The 20,026-nt window shown below is 39.3% G+C and carries 20 protein-coding genes; 7 read left to right on the top strand and 13 right to left on the bottom strand.

The window, feature by feature from the left end; genetic code table 11:
- Positions 1-48: 48 nt before the first annotated feature.
- Together LEP1GSC202_RS07015 and LEP1GSC202_RS07010 are read right to left on the bottom strand one after the other, a co-directional pair.
- Positions 49-3,135: an efflux RND transporter permease subunit gene (locus LEP1GSC202_RS07015; protein ID WP_015676891.1), complete on the bottom strand. Its 3,087-nt coding sequence runs from the start codon at positions 3,133-3,135 to the stop codon at positions 49-51.
- Between the two features lie 62 nt (positions 3,136-3,197).
- On the bottom strand, positions 3,198-3,872 hold the full coding sequence (locus LEP1GSC202_RS07010; RefSeq protein WP_015676771.1) for a DsbA family oxidoreductase: 675 nt from the start codon (positions 3,870-3,872) through the stop codon (positions 3,198-3,200).
- Between the two features lie 52 nt (positions 3,873-3,924).
- Here LEP1GSC202_RS07010 and LEP1GSC202_RS07005 point away from each other — a divergent pair, with 52 nt between their 5' ends.
- Positions 3,925-5,109: an Acg family FMN-binding oxidoreductase gene (locus LEP1GSC202_RS07005; RefSeq protein WP_015677185.1), complete on the top strand. Its 1,185-nt coding sequence runs from the start codon at positions 3,925-3,927 to the stop codon at positions 5,107-5,109.
- A gap of 38 nt (positions 5,110-5,147) precedes the next feature.
- Here the strand turns inward: LEP1GSC202_RS07005 and LEP1GSC202_RS07000 are convergent, their stop codons facing one another.
- The 4 genes from LEP1GSC202_RS07000 to LEP1GSC202_RS06985 are packed head-to-tail and all read right to left on the bottom strand — an operon-like array spanning position 5,148 to position 7,994.
- Complete coding sequence (locus tag LEP1GSC202_RS07000; RefSeq protein WP_015676408.1) at positions 5,148-5,954, bottom strand: EAL domain-containing protein; 807 nt, start codon at positions 5,952-5,954, stop codon at positions 5,148-5,150.
- Positions 5,955-6,011: 57 nt separating this feature from the next.
- Entirely contained in the window at positions 6,012-6,989 is a 978-nt protein-coding gene (locus tag LEP1GSC202_RS06995; protein WP_015677134.1) for a sulfite exporter TauE/SafE family protein, read from the bottom strand.
- A gap of 5 nt (positions 6,990-6,994) precedes the next feature.
- Positions 6,995-7,573, bottom strand: a complete 579-nt coding sequence (locus tag LEP1GSC202_RS06990) for an LIC12231 family lipoprotein (RefSeq protein WP_015676816.1) — start codon at positions 7,571-7,573, stop codon at positions 6,995-6,997.
- On the bottom strand, positions 7,554-7,994 hold the full coding sequence (locus LEP1GSC202_RS06985; RefSeq protein WP_015676639.1) for a hypothetical protein: 441 nt from the start codon (positions 7,992-7,994) through the stop codon (positions 7,554-7,556). Before LEP1GSC202_RS06985 ends, LEP1GSC202_RS06990 begins: the two co-directional genes overlap by 20 nt.
- 162 nt (positions 7,995-8,156) lie before the next feature.
- Here LEP1GSC202_RS06985 and LEP1GSC202_RS06980 point away from each other — a divergent pair, with 162 nt between their 5' ends.
- Entirely contained in the window at positions 8,157-8,570 is a 414-nt protein-coding gene (locus LEP1GSC202_RS06980; protein WP_015676465.1) for a hypothetical protein, read from the top strand.
- On the opposite strand, the gene LEP1GSC202_RS06975 is transcribed toward LEP1GSC202_RS06980, so the two are convergent.
- Positions 8,555-9,391 carry a YihY/virulence factor BrkB family protein gene (locus tag LEP1GSC202_RS06975; RefSeq protein ID WP_015677076.1) on the bottom strand — a complete coding sequence of 279 codons (837 nt, stop codon included), beginning with the start codon at positions 9,389-9,391 and terminating at the stop codon, positions 8,555-8,557. The two genes, LEP1GSC202_RS06980 and LEP1GSC202_RS06975, sit on opposite strands and share 16 nt — an antisense overlap.
- Before the next feature lie 110 nt (positions 9,392-9,501).
- Here LEP1GSC202_RS06975 and LEP1GSC202_RS20010 point away from each other — a divergent pair, with 110 nt between their 5' ends.
- Genes LEP1GSC202_RS20010 through LEP1GSC202_RS06960 form a run of 4 tightly spaced genes read left to right on the top strand, consistent with a single transcriptional unit; the run spans position 9,502 to position 13,051 of the window.
- Entirely contained in the window at positions 9,502-9,663 is a 162-nt protein-coding gene (locus LEP1GSC202_RS20010) for a hypothetical protein (RefSeq protein WP_012387307.1), read from the top strand.
- Positions 9,664-9,714: 51 nt separating this feature from the next.
- The gene (locus LEP1GSC202_RS06970) at positions 9,715-11,658 is read left to right on the top strand and encodes an ABC-F family ATP-binding cassette domain-containing protein (protein WP_015676983.1); all 1,944 of its coding nucleotides are present in this window, start codon (positions 9,715-9,717) and stop codon (positions 11,656-11,658) included.
- Positions 11,658-11,999, top strand: coding sequence for a rhodanese-like domain-containing protein (locus tag LEP1GSC202_RS06965; RefSeq protein WP_015677413.1), 342 nt, complete (start codon positions 11,658-11,660; stop codon positions 11,997-11,999). The genes LEP1GSC202_RS06970 and LEP1GSC202_RS06965 overlap by 1 nt, the downstream gene beginning before the upstream one ends.
- 2 nt (positions 12,000-12,001) lie before the next feature.
- Entirely contained in the window at positions 12,002-13,051 is a 1,050-nt protein-coding gene (locus tag LEP1GSC202_RS06960) for a 3-deoxy-7-phosphoheptulonate synthase (protein ID WP_015676832.1), read from the top strand.
- A 22-nt stretch (positions 13,052-13,073) separates the two neighbouring features.
- Here LEP1GSC202_RS06960 and panB read toward each other — a convergent pair whose 3' ends face one another.
- The 3 genes from panB to LEP1GSC202_RS06945 are packed head-to-tail and all read right to left on the bottom strand — an operon-like array spanning position 13,074 to position 15,196.
- Complete coding sequence (gene panB, locus LEP1GSC202_RS06955) at positions 13,074-13,880, bottom strand: 3-methyl-2-oxobutanoate hydroxymethyltransferase (protein ID WP_015677358.1); 807 nt, start codon at positions 13,878-13,880, stop codon at positions 13,074-13,076.
- Positions 13,855-14,328, bottom strand: a complete 474-nt coding sequence (gene folK / locus LEP1GSC202_RS06950) for a 2-amino-4-hydroxy-6-hydroxymethyldihydropteridine diphosphokinase (RefSeq protein WP_015676701.1) — start codon at positions 14,326-14,328, stop codon at positions 13,855-13,857. Before folK ends, panB begins: the two co-directional genes overlap by 26 nt.
- Positions 14,329-14,332: 4 nt before the next feature.
- Positions 14,333-15,196, bottom strand: a complete 864-nt coding sequence (locus LEP1GSC202_RS06945) for an ATP-binding protein (RefSeq protein ID WP_039928324.1) — start codon at positions 15,194-15,196, stop codon at positions 14,333-14,335.
- A 233-nt stretch (positions 15,197-15,429) separates the two neighbouring features.
- Between LEP1GSC202_RS06945 and fcpA the strand changes: the two genes are divergently transcribed.
- On the top strand, positions 15,430-16,332 hold the full coding sequence (fcpA, locus tag LEP1GSC202_RS06940) for a flagellar coiling protein FcpA (RefSeq protein WP_039928323.1): 903 nt from the start codon (positions 15,430-15,432) through the stop codon (positions 16,330-16,332).
- Positions 16,333-16,491: 159 nt separating this feature from the next.
- Here fcpA and LEP1GSC202_RS06935 read toward each other — a convergent pair whose 3' ends face one another.
- Genes LEP1GSC202_RS06935 through LEP1GSC202_RS20360 form a run of 3 tightly spaced genes read right to left on the bottom strand, consistent with a single transcriptional unit; the run spans position 16,492 to position 19,957 of the window.
- Complete coding sequence (locus tag LEP1GSC202_RS06935; RefSeq protein WP_015676843.1) at positions 16,492-19,038, bottom strand: ABC transporter permease; 2,547 nt, start codon at positions 19,036-19,038, stop codon at positions 16,492-16,494.
- The gene (locus LEP1GSC202_RS06930; protein WP_015677571.1) at positions 19,035-19,823 is read right to left on the bottom strand and encodes an ABC transporter ATP-binding protein; all 789 of its coding nucleotides are present in this window, start codon (positions 19,821-19,823) and stop codon (positions 19,035-19,037) included. Before LEP1GSC202_RS06930 ends, LEP1GSC202_RS06935 begins: the two co-directional genes overlap by 4 nt.
- The gene (locus tag LEP1GSC202_RS20360; protein WP_015676391.1) at positions 19,823-19,957 is read right to left on the bottom strand and encodes a hypothetical protein; all 135 of its coding nucleotides are present in this window, start codon (positions 19,955-19,957) and stop codon (positions 19,823-19,825) included. Before LEP1GSC202_RS20360 ends, LEP1GSC202_RS06930 begins: the two co-directional genes overlap by 1 nt.
- Positions 19,958-20,026: the final 69 nt, after the last annotated feature.

Genomic DNA, 20,026 nt, shown 5'->3' with positions numbered 1-20,026 from the left:
CTACAAACTGATCCAAAGTTTTCCCATCAAATAAAACAAATCAAATCCTCATGCTCGTTTTCTTAGTTTGTAATACGCAGAAAAACTTGCTGGGATAAAAATCAATGACCCAAAGGTTCCAAAACCAAGCCCCCAAGCGAGAGACAATGTCATTGGTATGAGAAGTGGATCCGAACCTCCGATCGCGTAGGCTGTTGGAATCATCCCTGCCATGGTTGTCATTGTAGTCACAAGGATGGGACGAAATCGTTCCGAAGATGCTGTGATGAGAGATTCCAAAAGGCCCTCTCCTCTTGACTGAAATTCTTCAATTGTGTCAACTAACACAATCGAGGCGTTTACGATCACACCTGCAAGTCCTATGATTCCTATCATAGCAAGAAAACTAAGAGCTTTCCCTGAAATTAAAAATCCGAACACCACACCCACAAATCCCAATGGAATCGAAAGGATGATCAACACTGGTTTTTTGATACTGTTAAAGATAATCGCAAGGATGGCAAAAATCCCAAAAAATGCCAACACCCCTGCAACTAACAAGGATATCATGGATTTGGCCGTTTCTTCCTGTTCCCCTCGAAATTTGATTTTGTAACCAGGGTATTTTTTTCCAATACTGCCAAACTCATCTTCGATTTTTCCATTGACGATCGAAGAACTGGTAATGGCTTCATTCACATCTGCAAGGACAGTGATCGCTTTTTCATAATCATTATGATACAATGCTTCAATTCCCTGTACGGTTGTTTTTGTTGTCACAGCTGTAATCGGTGTTAGGAGGCCAAATTTATTGGAGATCCGAATGGAATCTAAATCTTCTATCCCATCTCGGAAACGATCATCGTTTTGGATGATGATCCTCACTTCATCTTTTCCTTTTCGCAGGTTGGATGCTTCCAATCCTTCCATCGCTGTTCTCACATAGTAGGCAGTGATTTCTGTATCAATCCCAGTGATGGCAGAGGCAGTGTCCTTTACCCGGATTTGGATTTCTTCTCTACCAGGTTTGTAATCGTCATTGATATTGATGACACCTTCTTGTTTTCGTAAAAAATCCTGCATTTCATTTGAGATGAGTTTTAAGGTTTTGTAATCACGGCCTTCGATGGCAACGGTTACTGCCGCACCAATCGGCGGGCCATTCACAACCAAATCCACCATAACAGAAATTGCATTTGGTAATTTTTTCAGTTCGGGTTCCAGTTCTCCAAAAATTTCTTGGGCCGTGCGATTCCGTTCTGTTTCAGGAATCAGGATGATTTGAGCCATTCCTAACTGTTCCCCTATCCTTGTGAGTGGGTCTGTTGGGTCAGTTTGTTGGATTCCAATTTTTAAAATCACACTTTGGACTTCTGATTTTGGAATTTTATCTAAAATCGGTTGGAAGTATTGCAGTTGTTTTGCGGTCTCTTGGGCAGAAAAATCAGGTGGGAATTCTGCTCTCACTAATACATAATCAATCCCTTCTTTTGGAAACAAATTAAAATTCATGAGACCAACGAGTCCACATGATGACAAAAACACGATGAGGATACATCCAAGAGCAAGGAAAGGCCTACCGACCACCTTAGTGATGAAGTTTGTGAATTTTGTTTTTAAAGATTCAAACCCATTTTCTAATGCAGAACGAAACCTTTCCCTATGTTTGGATCTTTTTTTGGTTTCATTGGAAGTGAACTGGGCATAACGCACTGGTAACAATAAAAAGGATTCAAAAAGTGATAAGGTGAGTGCCACAATCACCATAAAAGGAATTTGCCAAATGAATTTCCCCATAATCCCAGACATAAATGCCATCGGTAAAAACGCGGCAACCGTTGTTAGATAAGAACCAATGATGGGAACAAAGAGTTCGCTGGCACCTAGTACTGCTGCTTCTCTAGAATCATAATTTTTGGATCGATACTTATAGATATTTTCTGAAATGATGATACTATTGTCTACGAGCATCCCTAGTGAAATGATGATCCCAAGCATGGAAACCAAATTAAAAGACACATCAAAGATTGGGAACGCGATCGTTGCAGCAAATAAGGTAAGTGGCAACGAAATACTTGTTAAAAGTGAATCTTTAAAACTAAAAAATAGAATCAGAACCACCACAACCAATAACAATCCTTGTAATGAGTTTGTGATCACAACATCCAATCGTTTCAGAGCCCTTGCCCCTTCGTTATTTAGTTCCGTAAATTGGATGTTAGCTGGAATTTGTTTTTTTAGTTCAGCAATTCTTCCCTGAACTGCTTCAACAGTCCGTATGATGTCAGCACTGTCTTTTTTGATGATTTGAAGCACATAAGCAGGCTCCCCATTCACAACAGCAAGAACTCTAGGTCTTTCGTAAGTATCTTTTACATTGGCAACTTGCGATAATAAAATTGTGTTCCCTGTTTCATTGGAGCGGATCGGAATATTTTTTATGTCATTGATTTCGTTGATCTCACCTGTCACACGAATGTCTTGTGTGATGGGTCTTAAAAAAGATCCTGCGGGAACACTGATATTCCGTTTGGAGATGGCATTGATGATGTCTGCAAAACCAATGGTGTACCTTTTTTTAAGGTCGGGATCCACTCGAATGCGCCATTCTTCTTTCCTTTTCCCGAAAGCATCCACACGCGAAACTCCCGACACCTTACGCATTTCATCTTCGATGAAACGCCCCATCTCTTGTAGTTCCATCTCATCCATGGCACCATGGATGGCAATTTCCAAAACCGGGAAGTTGGAACTTTTTTGTTCTGTTACAATGGGTCTGTCTTTTACCTGAGTTGGTAAATTTGTGACTCGGTCTACCGCTCGTCGGATATCATTTACAACTCCATCTGGATTACTGTGTTCCAAATCAATTTTGATACTGATATCAGATTCAGAGTTTCTTGAGATGGAACGAACAGAATTGAGACCCTCTACTTCACGTAACTTCTCTTCAATGGGAATCGTAACTTTTTTTTCCACATCCACAGGACTTGCCCCAGGATACACTGTTAGAACTCTCACCTGACGAAAGTTTACACGTGGAAAAGCTTCTCGTTTCATCGAAAGGACAGAGATGATCCCCGCAAGGAATAAAAAGATAAAGACTAGGTTGGCAACTAGCGGTTTATAAACAAAAAAATGGATGACTTTTCTCATAGTATGACTTCGGATTCTTAGAATTTAGAATCTTGACTGGCGAGTCAAGATGTTTCGGAAATTTATTGATCCTTATTTTCGGATTCTCGTTCTTTTATGACAGTCTCAATGACTTCAACAAAAACAGAAGTGTCTTGCGCTCCGCTCACAGCATATTTGCCACCAATGATAAAGTAAGGAACCCCACTAATTCCATTTTGATGGTAATATTGGATTTCTTTTTGGATTTCTTGTTTCAAATTGCCATCATTGTAAATGGCTTCAAAACGGGTTCTGTCTTTGTAAACTGGTTCTGTCACATTCCAAACTACTTCTTTGTCTGTTAGGTCCAAACCGTTTTCAAAGTTCGCTGCAAAAAATCGTTCTACCAAATTCTGTTGTTCTTCCAATGTGGGAAGGGCCGCTACAAGTGCATGTAAGACTAATGTATTTGTGGCTTTTGGGATATTTTGGAATTGGAAGTTGATTCCAATCTCTTTTCCTATATCCGTGAGTCGTTTCCATGCTCCATCCAATCGATCCAAACTTCCAAATTTTTGTGTTAGGTGCAATTTGTAATCAATTCCTTCTTCCGGAATCTCAGGAGAAAGTTGGAAGGGGCGCCATCGGACTTCTGGTGTGATGGAATTGCCAACCTGTGCCAAAGCTTTTTCTAGTTTCTTTTTACCAACATAACACCAGGGACAGGCTACATCGGAAACGATATCGATGGGAAATACTTCAGAGTTGGTTGACATTTGAAATTAGACTCCGATTCATAAAGAGATTGTTTGAATTACCAGGAAAAAGATGAAACATAGTAGAGAAAGTTTTTTAAAAAAAAGTTTGGCGTTTGGTAGCCTCATTTCATTTACCTCGTTACAAAAAAATCTCTATGCATTTGGCAGTGAAGAGAACAAACAGCACAGGGAAAACCCAATCGCTTATGCAGAATCACTTGGTTACACAAACCCCATCGACCAAGTTTTACTCACTGCCATCCTCGCCCCGAACTCTCATAATTCCCAACCTTGGAAATTCAAAAAGATATCTGATTTTGAGTTTTACCTTTTTGGAGATGGCGAAAAACAACTACCTGAAATAGATCCCATCAATCGTCAATTTTACCATACCCAAGGTTGTTTTTTAGAGTTATGCCACCTAACTGCTGATTCACTGATGTTTGATACAACAATCAAACTTTTTCCCAATGGAAAACCATATGCAAAAACATTTTCAAAATTTCCAATTGCAAAAGTTTCTTTAAAACCCAAAACCAAATGTGTTCACGATTTTTTATTTGCTGGTGTAAGGGATCGAAGGATGAATCGATCGGTATATTCAGGTGAGATATTAACCAAAGAAGAATTAGAAGGATTACATTCTTTTGCACTTCCTTTCAAAAACCAAATGAAATGGACAAATGATGTAAATGAATTAAGAGCCATTTTACCAGTGTTAGAAAACGCATTTGCCATGGAAACCAATCGGTATGTTTCCAACGAACTCAATCGAAGATGGTTTCGATTGAGTGAAACATCGATCTTAGAAAACCGAGATGGATTGACCTTAGAAGCAAATGGTTTGTCTGGAATCAAACTATGGATTGCTAAAAAGTTTTTTGTGGATCTATCAAAAGAGGTTTGGCATTCGGAAGATTCGAAACAAGCGGCAATCAGTATGTTTTCATCACAAGTTCACTCCGCGAAAGCCTTAGTCTTTTTTCTCTCTGAGGGAAAGGATGATGAAACCACTTGGATTGAGACCGGTAGAGATTTGATGCGGTACACTCTTTCTTGTTCCGTGAAAAACATAGCCTTTCATACCATGAACCAAGCGGTGGAAGATTATCCAGAAAGTCGTTTGTTTACCAAAGAATTAAAACAAATCCTGAAACTCAAACCCACCCAAGAAATCCAATTGATCGCTAGGCTTGGCCGAAGTTCCTACCGATTTGATTCCTATAGAAGGGATTTAAAAAGTTTTTTAGTTTAAAACCTTTTGTTTGGTTTTGTTACCAAAAGGTTTTGGTATTACGTTGCGATATTTGGGAAATGAAGTTCACCTGCGGACTCAAACGCAGGTTTTGAAAACAAATAACCTTGGTACAAATTGATACCCATGTCCACAAGGACTTTTAGTTCCTCAATTGTTTCCACACCTTCCGCAATCACAGCAATGCCAATCTCACGACAAACACCTGCTATCGCTTTCGTTAATTTTTGTGCTACAGAATTGATATGGATATTTCGAATGAGTTCCATATCCAACTTGATGATGTCAGGTTGGAACTTTGCCAGTAAGTTGAGGCCTGAGTAACCAGAACCAAAATCATCAATGGCTGTCAAAAACCCATACTTTTGGTAAGCTTTAAAAATATTGATGATATGATTATGGTCTTGGACTTCTTCCCCTTCTGTAAGCTCGAATACGAGACGGTTCAAAGGAAAATTGTATTCTCTACTTGCTTCCAAAGTGGTACGGATGCAAGTCTCTGGTTGGTAAACTGCATTTGGTAAAAAATTAATATTGAGTAAAGATGGAATTTGGATTTGGCTTGCGAGTTGGATTGCTTTGATCCGACAAGACTGATTAAATTGGTAACGATTGTTTTGGTTTACCTTTGATAAAATGGAATACGCGGATTCTCCTTGGGTTCCTCTGACCAAAGCTTCATGTGAGTAAATTTTCTTTTGGTTCCAATCGACTATGGGTTGGAAAGCCATGGAAAAGGAAAAATCCAAACCTGCCCCGCTACGGCATTCGGCACAACTATACAACTTTGGTACTTTTCCATTGGGTGTATCTACTAACTGTGCTTCAGGAAAACTTGGCTTCATGTTTTTCGGTTACCCAATTTAGACGATCGGCCAAAGATTGCAACTTAGTTTTCAGAACTAAAATTTTGGAAGTTTAGCGACTAAATACCATACCACTACTAAAAATTGAAAGAAAGAAGTAACAAGTAAGATGGTATATGGTTTTGCATTCACTGCCTTAAGAGAACCAATCCTTGCACCAAAAATTCCTCCAAAACTTCCAATAAGAGCAAGTTCCCAATGTAATTTTCCTAACAATAGAAATTGAACCGTGGTTCCGAAAGAAGTTAAAAAGATTCCTAAAAACGATGTAGCAACTGCCTCTACAGGACTCATTCGAAAATAATAAACAAATAATGGAACTGCTAAAAAACCACCACCAATTCCAAATAGCGAAGAAAACATCCCAAAAAAAACTCCAACGAGTAAAACGATGGAGATAGATTTTTTAGAAAAACGAAACTGATCTTCCTGGTTTTTTTCATTTATGATTGATTCATTCGGATTTGGACCAACCAAATTGGTTCGTTTTTCAGAGTTCTGTAGTTTTGCATTCAATTCGGAATTGAGGATAGGCAATGATTCGTAGTATCGTTTGCGTTTTTTTAGTGAGGTGATCAAATTATAAGTCGCAAGGATTCCTAAAAAAATTGTAAACACAAACAAATATACAAATTCTGAAAGTGGAATTCCGTAGTACAATTGTTTGCCGAAAGTGGTATCTTCAAACCTTCCAAAAGCAAAGGCCGTATACTGTGCTGCTGGAATGGATGTGACAAGTAACAAAAACCCTTGTTTCCAACGGATTTTGTTATTCTGATAATACACATAGAGTCCTGACAGAGCAGAAACAGGCATTTGAGCGAGGGAGACAGCAACAGCTTGAACAGCGGTTAAATGAAAAAAACTATGAAAAAAGGGAGTATATATAAATCCTCCCCCGAGCCCGAGGAAGGAAGCTAAGTAACCAACAAAAAAACCCACTCCAAATACAATGAATACACCGGGCCAAAAACCCCAAACAAATTCATGGAAGATTTGAAATGAGTGATCCAAATGATTTAAAAATGTTCTTTTGCATCCTCAAAGAATTTTAAGGTCATACGCTCAAATACTTCTTTTTCAGTCGCAGTTTCAAAATTGTACCAAGAGATAGGGATGAAGAATATCCATTGGGCATAGTTACGAAAGATATGGTAATCATAAGTTCCAACTTTTTTACCATCTTTGTAAAGGATGTATTGTACATCATATCCATCTTGTGTCGACCAAGCAGGTAAAAATGTTGCTGTGAGAGTAGAAACTCCTAAAAATGCTGTGGCAATGGGAGTAGGAGAACGATAGTTCACCTTCACGTTCACCAAATAACCAGTCTTAGGAACATCAACCCCTTCTGTTGTTTTTTTGAATCTAGTTTTGTTTTCAAAGTAATTTTTGAGAGCTTCTCTTCCACCCAAATTCAGCTGAGGGAACGTAGGAAGTACATACACAAAATTTGTGTCTAAAGTTTTTTCTTCGGAAGGAAGTGGTAAAATTTTTGGATAGTCTTTGTAACCAATGAGACAATTGGTCAAAAACAAAAATGCCAAAAGCACTCCCGTGAATAAAGATTTCTTTTGTTTAATTTTGGCTATGGTCATGCAAACCCTCCTCGTCATGTCTTCTTTCCAATTCCTCATATAATTCTTCTTGGTCTTCCGTAAAAAATAATTCATATCCGATCCGTAAACAAACAGGATCATCTTCCATCGAAACATTACTTGGTAAAATGAGATTCATCACATAGAATGTATTGGATTCGGCTTCTTCTAAAAAACTTTCTGTAGCATCCCATTCATCAAATTCTTCCACATCTGGTTTTCGAAATTCCTTTAGGATTTCATCAAATGATTCGGTGATGTAGTTAAATTCACCTGATTCGCTATCAATGATGAATTGAATGTGATGGCAACCAGGCCCCTCTTCTTCCAAAGGACTGAGCACCATACTCCCGCAGGCGGGGCAATGGATGGTTGGGTCGATGGCACCACTTGGCCAATTGATGTTGATGGTTTCGATCATGGCGGCGAACCTCGAGTTCCCATCATAAGGACTTCCCTTGTTTAGGAAACCTGAATTTGTTTTGAATTGAGTAAAAATGATTCTTAGGAATCCGATCCCAAAGCAAAAAAAAGAGATAGGGTTTGCCTAAAAAATGGGATTGTAAAATGAATTCATTTAGGCATGGGAATTACCGCTGAATACCAATCTGCCTTCACTTCCAGTTTCCAAGAATTTTTTGGAAATGCGAAAGACATTGGTTGGGAATTATACCATTTAAGTTCTGAACCAGACAATGATTTTCCATCTTGGTTGACATTCACCATCAGAAATCCGTTAGGTGGTAGAGCCATTGTCTTTCGTTACCACCACCTAGAAAATAAATTTTATGCACACCTAAAAGTCCAAGTGATCCCCGGGGAAGAAAATTGGAGTCTTGACCAATTGTTCCATAAAAGAGGATACACAGATTTAGATGCCGATGATATTTTATCGTCCGGTGGTGAATGGTTATTTCATTCGTTGGCGAGACATTATTTTGGTATCATCATCTCTTACTGTCCAAGGATATTAGAACCTGATTATTTTTTAGATTGAGATTTTTTCCCTCGGTCATCAGCAAGCACTTGGTTCCATAAAAATCCCCAGATAAAAAACGTGGAGTTTATATACGTGTATAACATCAACACCACCATTTTTGAAATCAAATCATATGCATAAGAATAGTTCACACCCACGTTTTTCATTTTGAGATAAAACTGAAATCCAAAACTCATCCCAAGAACAAGTAATGATGCAAAAATCGCACCTGGCAAATTTTCTTTTAAAGTAGTTTTTGCTTTTGTGATATAAGCATAATAGAAGGTAAATAATCCAATGCTATATGGTAAAATGATGAGTGATACAGAAAGGTATGGGTTGTTACGGAAAAAAGAAAACCGAAACGATTTAAATAACATTCGTTCAATGGAAACAATTCCGTACGTTAAATAAAAATACAAAACCAACAAAACAAGGGAAATAACAAGCAAACGAAAATTAATCCATTGAGAAGCGATAAAACCCACTTTGGTTTCATCCCGTGAAATGAATCGAAGGGCTTTGGAAATGGTTCCAAAAATGGTAAGACTCGAAACAAAAGAAATGGCAATGCTTATGGCGATCACATTGTAACTTTTAACTTTGGTTAGATTTTCTACACTTTTGTCGATGGGTTGGAATATTGGTGCCGGCAAAAATTTGCCAATTTGGTCCGTCATCAAATTGATCGTCCTTGGGTCTTGCAAAAGCCCGAGTAGTGTCACAAACACAACGAGTAAAGGAAATAGGGTTAAAAGGAAGGTAAACGAAAGTTCGGAGGCAAGGCCATGGACATCATACAAATACACTTCGCTGAAAAATCGACGGATCCGTTTCATGCGGTCAGTTTGCCACTTGTCCGTATTTTTGTCTTATTTTTCTTGCCGTCTCGATTCGAGAGGAAACCCTGGAAGAATCTCAGTGACGTACCTAAAAGGGGAAAACTTCCATGTCAGAAGAAAAAGAAAAGAAGAACAAAAAAATCGCGAAAATGACGGTCGAGGAAATTGACTCAGCCATTAAAAAGTCGGTTGAAACCATGAACGGCGAATCAAGCCTTTATGTGAAACACCTTCGCGAAAGAAAGGCGGAACTCCTAGCCAAGAAATAAGGTTAGTCCCTCCTAAATTCCCCGCCGAAACGGCGGGTTTTCGCAAACGCCTTGATCCAATTCATCCAAATCCACCAACACTTCGGCCCCAAAGTCCTCTTTGAGGGATTCAGCTGGCATATCAAACCAGGTTGCCGAGTCGCCCTTGTGGGACCAAACGGTTCTGGAAAAACGACTCTCTTCCAAATGGCCGCAGGCAAACTGAAACCCGAATCGGGGGAAGTGATTCGCTCCAAACACACCGTCCTTTCCCTGTTCCAACAGATTCCAGAATTCAATCCAGAGACTTCGGTGATTGAAACCGTACTCGACGAAAACAAATTGTATGCCGAATACGATTCCAAACGCAAAATTATCGAATCCAAATTTGAAACCACAGACCATGAAGATCCGGCATTCGAATCTTTGTTACATGAACAAAGTGAATTGGAAGAATTTGCCCACTTACACGACTTACACGGTCTCGAAGCTAGGGCCAAAAAAATCCTTTCCGGTTTAGGTTTTTCCACAGCAGATTTCTCACGCAAAACAAAAGAGTTTTCACCAGGTTACCACCACAGAATTGGTTTAGCGATAGCCCTACTCAATCCACATAACTTATTACTTCTGGATGAACCAACAAACCATTTGGATGACAAAACCAAATCTTGGTTAGCTGACTTTTTGGTTTCTCAAAACCAAGCCTTTGTCCTTGTCACACATGATCCTGAATTTTTAAACCAAACAGTAGACACGATCATCGAAATCAATCCGCATGGAACCTTTGAATTCCAAGGGAGTTTGGAAGAATTTTTTGAAGCCAAAAATGAAATCCAAGAAAAACTAAAAGTCCAATTTGAAAAAGAAGAAACCTATTTAAAAACAAGAATGGAATGGGTAGAACGATTTCGTGCCCAAGCCACCAAAGCAAGACAAGTCCAATCTGTGATCAAACGATTGGAAAAAAGGGATAAAGTTGAAAATCCAGAAGATAGTTTTTGGAACCAAAAACCAGACTACCAATTCCAATTTGTCCCATCGAGTAATATCATCCTTCGTTTAGAACATGCATCCTTTTCTTACCCTGATCGTAATACCGGTGAGAAAAAAACCATCTTTGAAAATGCTGAGATTGAAATTTCCGCTGGTGACAAAGTTGCGCTCGTTGGACCAAATGGTGCAGGAAAATCGACTCTGATGCGTTGTTTGTTAGAACAACACAAACTCGATACGGGAAAATTATATTACGGCCCCAAAACCAAACTTGGTTATTTTTCGCAAACCCATGGGGAAGATTTGGATGAATCCTTAAATCTTGTCGAAACAGTATTAAAAAAATACCCAGAACTCAATGAAGAAAAGGCAAGGACCCTACTTGGGCATTTTGCTTTCCCCGGTGACGGAGTGTTTAAATCCGTAAAACATTTGTCAGGTGGGGAACAAAGTAGACTCCGATTGGCGTTACTGGTAAACCACCCATCCAATTGTTTGTTCCTAGACGAACCCACAAACCACTTGGACATTGTGATCCGAGAAGCCATCAAACGAGCCCTGATTGATTTTCCAGGAAGTTTACTCATCATCAGCCACGACCCAGACTTTATGAAGGGGCTTTGTAACCGCACTTTCCAACTTTCTGGTGGGGAATTAAAAAACCTCAATTGCAGTTTTGACGATTACCTGAAATTCCACAAAGAAGACGAATTGGGGACAAACGCGAAGGACCAAACCTACCAAAAGCCAAAATCGGATGAAAAAAAGCCCAATCCCCAAGCGAGCAAAAACAAACGGAAAAAATTAGAAAAAGAAATTTCCGATTTGGAAGTCCAAATAGAGAGACTGGAAAAAAATAAAAAGGACAAAGAGGAACTTTTACAAGACCCAGAGTTCTTTAAAAACAGAAGTTTTCAGTTGGAAATGGACACTTATAACGATATTAAAAGAGAAATCTCACTCCTGACAAAACGTTGGGAAGATGCGACAATAGAACTAGAGGAAATGGGCGGAGTTACATAATGGTACCGGAAATCGATGTAGTCAGTTTTAAAAAACGTCTGGATGCAAGAGCAGAAGGAAAAGATGATTTTTTTGTTTTGGATGTACGAAATCCAAACGAACAACAAATTGCACTCGTCCCTGGTACGGACAAACTTATCCCTGTGAGTGAACTTGCTGCTCGCATTGATGAAATCAAAAGCCAAATTGACAAAGAAATTTTAGTTTATTGTCGGTCTGGTGGAAGGTCTGGTATGGCATGTGGGATTTTGGCCCAAGCTGGATTTAAATCTTACAAAAACGTCGCTGGCGGAACATTAGCGTATTCCGACTTAGTGGATCCAAACATGCAAAAGTATTAATTATGAAACCAACAGCAAATTTAAGAATATTAGAACAACATAGCCTCATTCCACCTTCCGTCATCATTGAAGAACTTCCACTCACTGACGAAGCTTCTGATGTTGTTGTGAGAACCAGAAGCCAAATTTCTGACATCATTCACGGGAAAGACGACAAACGTATGTTAGTCGTTGTTGGACCATGTTCGGTTCACGACATCAGTGCCGTGATGGAATACGCCGAAAAATTAAAACCAAAAATCAAAGAGTTTGAAAAAGAACTCCTCATAGTGATGAGAGTGTATTTTGAAAAACCTAGAACCACAGTTGGTTGGAAAGGTCTCATCAACGATCCTGATTTAGATGGATCATTCCATATCAACAAAGGGTTACAACTTGCAAGAAAACTATTACTTGATCTCAACAAAATGGGAATCCCATGTGGAACCGAATTTTTAGATGTGATTTCACCACAATACATCGCAGACCTCGTTGCTTGGGGAGCGATTGGGGCAAGGACAACAGAAAGTCAAGTACACCGTGAACTCGCTTCTGGCCTTTCTGCTCCTATTGGTTTCAAAAATGGAACCGATGGGAATGTCCAAATTGCAGTGGATGCCATTCGATCGGCAAGTTCCAGCCACCATTTCCTATCTGTCACAAACCAAGGCAGTAGCGCCATTTTCAAAACTGCAGGAAACAAAGACACGCATGTGATCTTACGTGGTGGAAACAAAGGGCCTAACTTTGATGAGGCGTCAGTGAATGAAGTGGGTGCTCAAATTGAAAAAGCTGGTCTTTCTCCAAAAGTAATGGTGGATTGTTCTCATGGCAATAGCCAAAAGGATTTTCGCAAACAACCAGGTGTTGTGGACTCCGTGGCCGAACAATTTGCTAAAGGAAGCAAATACATTTTAGGTGTGATGATTGAAAGCCATTTAAAAGAAGGAAACCAATCCATTGATGCCAAACCTTTGGTTTACGGACAATCGATCACGGATGCTTGTGTCTCTTGGGAAACTACGGTTCCTATGCTCGAAAAACTAGCCGAGGCTGCAAACAAACGCAAATAAACCGAAACAAAGACTCCGAAGTTTATGGATCTAAAAATACATGGGCTTCGGAAGGATACTCCCTTTTCGTCACTTCTTTGTGATACGCATTCACAGCATCTTTTACCACACCACTTAAGTTTCCAAATTTCTTTAAAAACTTCGGATGAAAGTCTTCATTGAGACCTAATAGGTCTTGCATCACAAGGACTTGGCCCGATGTGTATTTCCCTGCACCAATCCCAATCGTGGGAATGCGGATGGATTCCGTGATTTCTTTTCCTAAGGATTCTGGAACCATCTCGAGTAACAAGGCAAAGGCGCCAGCTTCTGAAAGTTCTTTTGCTTTGCGGATCATTTTGTTCCGAGCTGCTTCCGTTTTTCCTTGGACACGGTGTCCTCCGAGAGTGTGCACCGATTGGGGAGTGAGACCCAAATGGGCAAACACAGGGATCCCCGATTCTGTCATCCGTTTGGTGAGTTCTATGATAAAGTCAGAATCTCCTTCAAGTTTGACACAAGAAGCATTCGTTTCTTTTAAAACACGGCCTGCGGACCGAATCCCTTCTTCTAAAGAAGTTTGATAAGATAAAAATGGCAAATCAGCGATGATGGTTTTGTCCGGTGCCCCTTTGCAGACGGCCTTTGTATGGTATATGATTTCATCCAAAGTGACAGGTAGTGTGGACTGGTTTCCTTGGATCACCATTCCAAGTGAATCACCAACTAACAGGCAATCTACTTCTGTGCGATTGAATAGAGTTGCAAATGTGTAATCATAACAAGTGATGACAGAGATGGGTTCTCCCGCATCGTATTTCTTTTTATACTGTAGAATAATGTTTTTCATGGTTGAGTTCCGTATATAGGGCATAAACACCAATTTCACCCATATCAGTTAACAACTGCTTGATGAAAGGTCTGGAATAAATGGAATGGTGTGGTAAATGTAAAAAATCAGTTTTCATGACCACCGCTTCATAAGTAAGGATATCGATATCGATTTCACGTGGTCCTTTCCAAGACCTTCGTTTGCGCCCCAGTTTGTCTTCGATCCCTTGGAGAGAATCCAAAAGGCATGGTAAAGTGAAGGCAGAAGAAACCATCACCTTTAGAATTTGATTTAAAAAATAAGGTTGGTTGGTATTTTCGAGTGGAGCTGTTTCCAATCGTTCTGATTGTTTAAGTATTTGTAACTCAGGTAAGGTGGAGATTTCCCAAATTGCCTGGTCCATAAAATGGTGTCTGTCACCAATGTTGGAACCTAAAGACAAAAAGGCAATATTGGAATACTTCATACTCTTACCTCTTCACAAACTTCGTACGATAATCAGGACATTTTAATTCGATTTCTTTTGTCATTTCCATTAGTCGCGAATATATCCGACCTTGGCCTCTATCTCTCCATTCTACAAGTGAGTGATTGGATGTGAGAAGGGTGAGTTTTTCTTGTTCATAACGACTATCTATGAGATCGTATAACTTACGATTGTTGAATTCAGATTCCTTTTGGACTCCAAAGTCATCTATCACAAGGACATCTACATTCGCAAATTCTCGTTCAATGGAACGTTCCTGACCATGGGTCTCACTATCTGATTGGTAAGTATCTCGGATGGCAGATAAAAAGTCTTTGTTTACTTTCGCATACTTACAAGTGATCCCATAACGAAAGATGAGTTCATTTAAAATGACACAGGCGAGCAGCGTTTTCCCAGATCCTGTTCCCCCCCAAAGGTAAAACCCTTGTGGTGTAAAATCTGCATTTTTAAACTTATGAACCAGCTCATTCGCCCAGTCATGAGCGATGATAAAGGACATATCAGGATCGTTTGCTGTGTCCCCAATGTCAATTGTGGATAAAAATTGGAATCGGTAACGAGGAGGGATATTGGCTTTTTCAACCAAATTCTCTAAGTTGCGAAGGGAAAACCTGGCATTATGACAAACACACGGGAGCATTTTGTCCAATTTTCTGTCGAATGACATAAACGGAGGTTGCCCTTTCGCCTCACATGTGTTACATTCACTTCCAATACAATGGCATAAAACAAGGGCACCGGACCGAGATCCCCTTACATGTTCTGCTAAGGTAATGCCCACTCCCCCACAGGTTTTACACTGCGGATTTCCGTCTCGGATCGAAGTAATTTCGGATAAATTCATCTCCAATGAGCAATCTTCCTTAGTTCACTAAGCTGTCAAGGAATGAGATTTTTTAGGTCTGGAACGACTTATGTCCCTTTAAAACCAAGGGTTTGCGAAGAAAAAGTTCACATTTAGGTTTTTTTCCTCTTTAATTCGTTATTATTGACTCTTCCCAAACCGATACTTTCATTGAAGAAATAGATAAACCTATTTGTTCAAAATATTGAAAGAGACAAAAGGGTCACACGACTATGAAGATTATTAAGTATCTCCTTATTCTCCAACTGGTGTCCGGCTTTAGTGTGCTTTTCGCACAAACTCAGCCTGCGAACGCTCAAGAAAGCCAAGCGGCTAAAGACCAAGTCGACGAACTTCTCAAAGGCGAACTCGTTCCTGAGAATGACGATGCGGAACTCACTGAAGACCAAAAGAAAAGAAAGAAAGAAATTATGGAACAGGAATCTCTTTGGAAGAACCCTGATTTCAAAGGGTATAACAAAACGTTCCAAGAGTTACACCAACTTTCTAAAACTTTTGCAAACAACCAATTCCGTTTGGCTCTTTCAAACTACCAATCTGGTGTGAACACCATTATGAAAAATAGAGATTGGGTAGAGCAGTACCGCAAAGAAGAAGCGGAAAAGAAACGCTTAGATGAAAAATGGTACTGGCAAAAAGTTGATCGTAAAGCAAGAGAAGAACGTGTTGTTTATCGCGAAAAAATGAAAGCAAAACAAGATGCTCTTAACTACTTTTCTAAATCGATCAATCACTTAGATGAAATTAAAAACCCTGACTTAAGAGAAAGACCTGAGTTCAAAAGACTTCTTTCTGACGTATATCGTTCTTGGATCATGGCTGAGTATGACTTACAAAACCTTCCTCAGTGTATCCCAATTCTTGAACTTTACATCGAAATCGATGACAACGAGAAAGAATACCCTGCTCACAAGTATCTTGCAAGTGCATATAGCTTCGAAGAGAACATGATCAAAAAGACTAAAGGTCCAGATGATATGCTCTTTAAGTATCGTTACAAAAAGAACGTTCACTTACTTCGTGCCACTGAATTAAAATATGGAAAGGATTCTCCTGAATACAAACATATTGTGAACGTAATCAACCGAGATGAGGTTATTTCGGTAGCACAATAATCCCGAATACATCTCTTTCAATGAGAAAGCCCGGATTCAAACCCCGGGCTTTTTTGTTTTTATGCAAATAGAAAAACCATTTCTAAACTTGAGTTATCATCATTGTATTTCATAAGAACTCATATTCAAAAATTCCTGTTCACAAACTAAATCTACGAATCATTTAATTTCCTTTAAGACTGTCTTTGTTGGCATGCGAAAGAAACTAAATAATCCAATCGCATACAAACCCACAGTAACCAAACAAATTCCGAGAAACACAAGTGAGAGTTGTCCATAAGGATAAACACTTCGTAACTCAAGCACCGACCGGTTCAATACTTCATTGGAAACGACAGAATACACGAGTCCAAGTAAAAATGAAATCACAGATACAAGTAAGGCCTCTCTAAGAAAGTGTTTGCCCATAAAACGGCTGTTTGCACCAATCACTCGCAACAAAGCAAACTCACGTTTCCGTTCTGATTGGCTTGCATAGAGAGTGGTAAATACAAGAACAAATGAAGCAGCTAAGATAAAAGCAGTCATGAGTGCCATCATCTGGGTCACTTTTTCTAAAATCCCCATAAAGGCTTGGATGGTTTTTTCTGTGTCGATGACTGTGATGTTCGGGAATTTGTTTACGATCACTTTTTGCAATTGGTATCTGTTTTCATTGGAATCAATGAGTAAGGAAACAATATAAAAGCGAGGGGCTCTCTCCAAAATCCCTCTGGAAAATAACACCACAAAATTTGGTTTCATATCCGCCCAGTTCACCGAACGAAGGTTTGTGATTTTACCAGATACTTCCCTTCCTTGTACGTTGAAAGTCAACTCGTCACCAACTCCCGCTTGTAAATAACCCGCAAAATCTCGTTCGACAGAGATTTCATTTTGGCTCGATTGGCCCCACCAACTTCCTTTGGTCACCTCTTCGGTATCATACAACTCATCTCGATAGGATAAAAAGTATTCTCTGGTCCTTGCGGTGGCTCGCCAATTGCGATCCATTGCGTTTTTGATAGTATCTTCTTTTTTGACAGGTTCTCCATTGACCTTTGATAAACGAGCACCAATCACAGGTGCCACATATTGTTTTTCCAGTGGGAAAGATGAAATCGCTGTTAGCAGGTCATTTTTCTGAGACTCCCGAATATCGAGTAGAAACATATTGGGCCTACGTTCAATCTCTCTTGCTCCACTTAACTCGAGTAAACTTTCTTGTAAAATCAGCGAGAGTGTTAAAATAAACAGCGCAGACCCTAGTCCGATAATGGAAAGCCGAAGGGCTCCCGATTTTCTTGTAACTTTTTTTGTGACAAGGCTCCATTCTTTAGATAACCAACCAAGTTTTGAAACCCTTTGCAATAAAAAACCCAAAAACATGTACAAACCGTACACAAGGAGGGGTAATGTTAAGAGTACAAGAGTAAAAAGAATCCCTTTGAAGATACTTTCAGTTTCTAAGATAGCTAGGCTTGTAAAGAGGAAATAAATCAAAACAAAGGAAGCAAATTGCCAATAGGAAGTTGATAAATTTCCGCTCGTTTGTGATTCGACTTCTTTTAATGCCGCTAATGGTTTGACAGACCTTGTTTCAAGGACAAGTGGAATGGAAATTAAAAGTGGTAATACCAAACCGAGAACTATACTCCAAAGGAGCGATGATATCGACAAACCAAGAACACCTGTCCGAGTACCTACAGCCAATAGGCCACTGATATCAGGCAATAAGGATTGGATGCCATACCCTAGTCCTAAACCAAAGCTTGTCCCTAAAAGAGATAAAATTAGTATTTCCGAAAATACTAATATAAGGATGGCATTTGGTTTTGCACCCAAACACATAAGAATCGCAATTTCATTTCGCTTTTCCAACAATCTTGTGCGAACCGCAGTGTATACGGAGATAGCTCCCAGAAAAAACCCAGCGAGAGCAAGCAGGGCCATATAATCAAATGTGTTTTTAATAAACTGTTGTGAACCCGAATTGACTTCCGTATTATGATAGATGGTTAAATCTTCTTTGATAAAGGCTGCGAACTCTTTGTCCTTCCATTCCAAACTATCGATTGTATCAGGAAATTGTAAATAGACTGTATAACGGATGCGACTTCCCCTTTGCACTAGTCCAGTTTGGATGGCAGTCTCTTTCCGAATGATTGAGCCTGGAGCAGAACCAACAAAAGATCCAACAGCACCTGGTTCTTTTAATACAACACCAGCAAGAACAAGTAAGCTATCCCCCAAACGAACGCGGTCACCTAGTTTTAATTTTAGATTTTCTACAAGGCTTGCATCGAGTAATACTTGATTGGGTTTTAAATTTCGGTATGCGTTCTCTGGTTCTGTTTTCATTTCCCCATAAAACGGGTAACTTGTTTCGATCCCTTTCACAAAACTAAGAGAATTTTCCGAACCAACTTCATTGGAGATCATGGATAAAAATTGGATGGAATTACTCGTTTTTGCACCTTGTGGAAGATGTGTTTTCAGCAATTCCTTTGCAGATTCCGTGATTTCTTGGGGGGATTGTAAGGCTAAATCCGCTCCCATAATCGATTTTGCCTCTTTTTTAATGGCATTTGCCGTATTGTCCTTATAGGAATGGATGCCTATCACAGAACCCACACCGAGGGTAATGGAAACTACAATAAGAAGAGAGTACCGAAAACGAGAAAACAATTCCCGTTTTAAATAAAAACGAAAAAGGGATGCCTTCATCGACTCACCTTCTTTATTTGTTTTGTCGTATTTCCTTGTTTGGTGGTTTTTTTCTGTGATGAGGATTTTGATTGGGAAGAATTCTTTGGACCCAATGAGGATTTTTTATTCTTTGAATCTGATATGATTTCACCATCCTTCATTTCCAACACTCGATCGGCAAGTTTTGCCACATCTGGATCATGAGTGACCACAACAAGAGTGGTGCCTTGTTTTTTGTTTCGATAGAGTAATAAGTCCAATATGGTTTTACTATTTTTATAATCTAAGTTTGCAGTTGGTTCATCTGCAAAAATAATTTTGGGATCATTCACAAAGCTCCTGGCAATGGCAATCCTCTGCTCTTCACCACCTGACAACTGTTTTGGGAAGTGGGTTGCACGGTGTGACATCGCTACTGATTCCAAAATTTTTTCTGCTTTTGACAGAATTTCTTTTTCAGAAAGCGATGATTTTAAATACAAAGGGATCCCAACATTTTCAATTGCATTGAAACCAGGCAATAATTGGAAGTTTTGGAAGATAAAACCGATTTGGTCTGCCCTGATATCTGCAAGATTCGATTCATTTTGTTTCGTTAAATCGATTCCATCCAGGGATACAATGCCCGAATCTGGTTTGTCAAGACCTGCCGCAACGCCAAGTAAAGTGGATTTACCTGATCCAGAAGGGCCGATAATCGCTACAAATTCACCAGTTTCCATGCGAAATGAAATATTTTTCAACACATCAATCGTTTCTTCTTCGTTGTGAAATGATTTGAACACATTTTCAAATTCTAACACTAGGTTTTTCCCCCAAACTTAATATCACCTAACACATAACGTATGACTAATAACGGGCATTTATTCAATAAAATGCCACCTAACAATGATTTTTCAATTTTTTTGATTACAGTTATCTTTTTTTTAATTATCATTTTCGTTCCAATTCTATTGCACCTCGGCAAAAAAAAACTTAGAAAAATTCCTTATCTTTTTGTGTGTAC

It is taken from the genome of Leptospira yanagawae serovar Saopaulo str. Sao Paulo = ATCC 700523 (assembly GCF_000332475.2).
GTDB lineage: Bacteria > Spirochaetota > Leptospiria > Leptospirales > Leptospiraceae > Leptospira_A > Leptospira_A yanagawae.
This window is presented reverse-complemented; position numbering and strand designations above follow the sequence as displayed.

Coding starts and splice junctions, on each gene's coding strand:
- LEP1GSC202_RS07015 (WP_015676891.1), bottom strand. CDS start 3,135: ATGAGAAAAGTCATCCATTTTTTTGTTTATAAACCGCTAGTTGCCAAC.
- LEP1GSC202_RS07005 (WP_015677185.1), top strand. CDS start 3,925: ATGAAACATAGTAGAGAAAGTTTTTTAAAAAAAAGTTTGGCGTTTGGT.
- panB (WP_015677358.1), bottom strand. CDS start 13,880: ATGAAAAACATTATTCTACAGTATAAAAAGAAATACGATGCGGGAGAA.
- folK (WP_015676701.1), bottom strand. CDS start 14,328: ATGAAGTATTCCAATATTGCCTTTTTGTCTTTAGGTTCCAACATTGGT.
- LEP1GSC202_RS20360 (WP_015676391.1), bottom strand. CDS start 19,957: ATGATAATTAAAAAAAAGATAACTGTAATCAAAAAAATTGAAAAATCA.
- LEP1GSC202_RS07010 (WP_015676771.1), bottom strand. CDS start 3,872: ATGTCAACCAACTCTGAAGTATTTCCCATCGATATCGTTTCCGATGTA.
- LEP1GSC202_RS06935 (WP_015676843.1), bottom strand. CDS start 19,038: ATGAAGGCATCCCTTTTTCGTTTTTATTTAAAACGGGAATTGTTTTCT.
- LEP1GSC202_RS06960 (WP_015676832.1), top strand. CDS start 12,002: ATGAAACCAACAGCAAATTTAAGAATATTAGAACAACATAGCCTCATT.
- LEP1GSC202_RS06945 (WP_039928324.1), bottom strand. CDS start 15,196: ATGAATTTATCCGAAATTACTTCGATCCGAGACGGAAATCCGCAGTGT.
- LEP1GSC202_RS06975 (WP_015677076.1), bottom strand. CDS start 9,391: ATGAAACGGATCCGTCGATTTTTCAGCGAAGTGTATTTGTATGATGTC.
- LEP1GSC202_RS06985 (WP_015676639.1), bottom strand. CDS start 7,994: ATGATCGAAACCATCAACATCAATTGGCCAAGTGGTGCCATCGACCCA.
- LEP1GSC202_RS06990 (WP_015676816.1), bottom strand. CDS start 7,573: ATGACCATAGCCAAAATTAAACAAAAGAAATCTTTATTCACGGGAGTG.
- LEP1GSC202_RS07000 (WP_015676408.1), bottom strand. CDS start 5,954: ATGAAGCCAAGTTTTCCTGAAGCACAGTTAGTAGATACACCCAATGGA.
- LEP1GSC202_RS06965 (WP_015677413.1), top strand. CDS start 11,658: ATGGTACCGGAAATCGATGTAGTCAGTTTTAAAAAACGTCTGGATGCA.
- fcpA (WP_039928323.1), top strand. CDS start 15,430: ATGAAGATTATTAAGTATCTCCTTATTCTCCAACTGGTGTCCGGCTTT.
- LEP1GSC202_RS20010 (WP_012387307.1), top strand. CDS start 9,502: ATGTCAGAAGAAAAAGAAAAGAAGAACAAAAAAATCGCGAAAATGACG.
- LEP1GSC202_RS06980 (WP_015676465.1), top strand. CDS start 8,157: ATGGGAATTACCGCTGAATACCAATCTGCCTTCACTTCCAGTTTCCAA.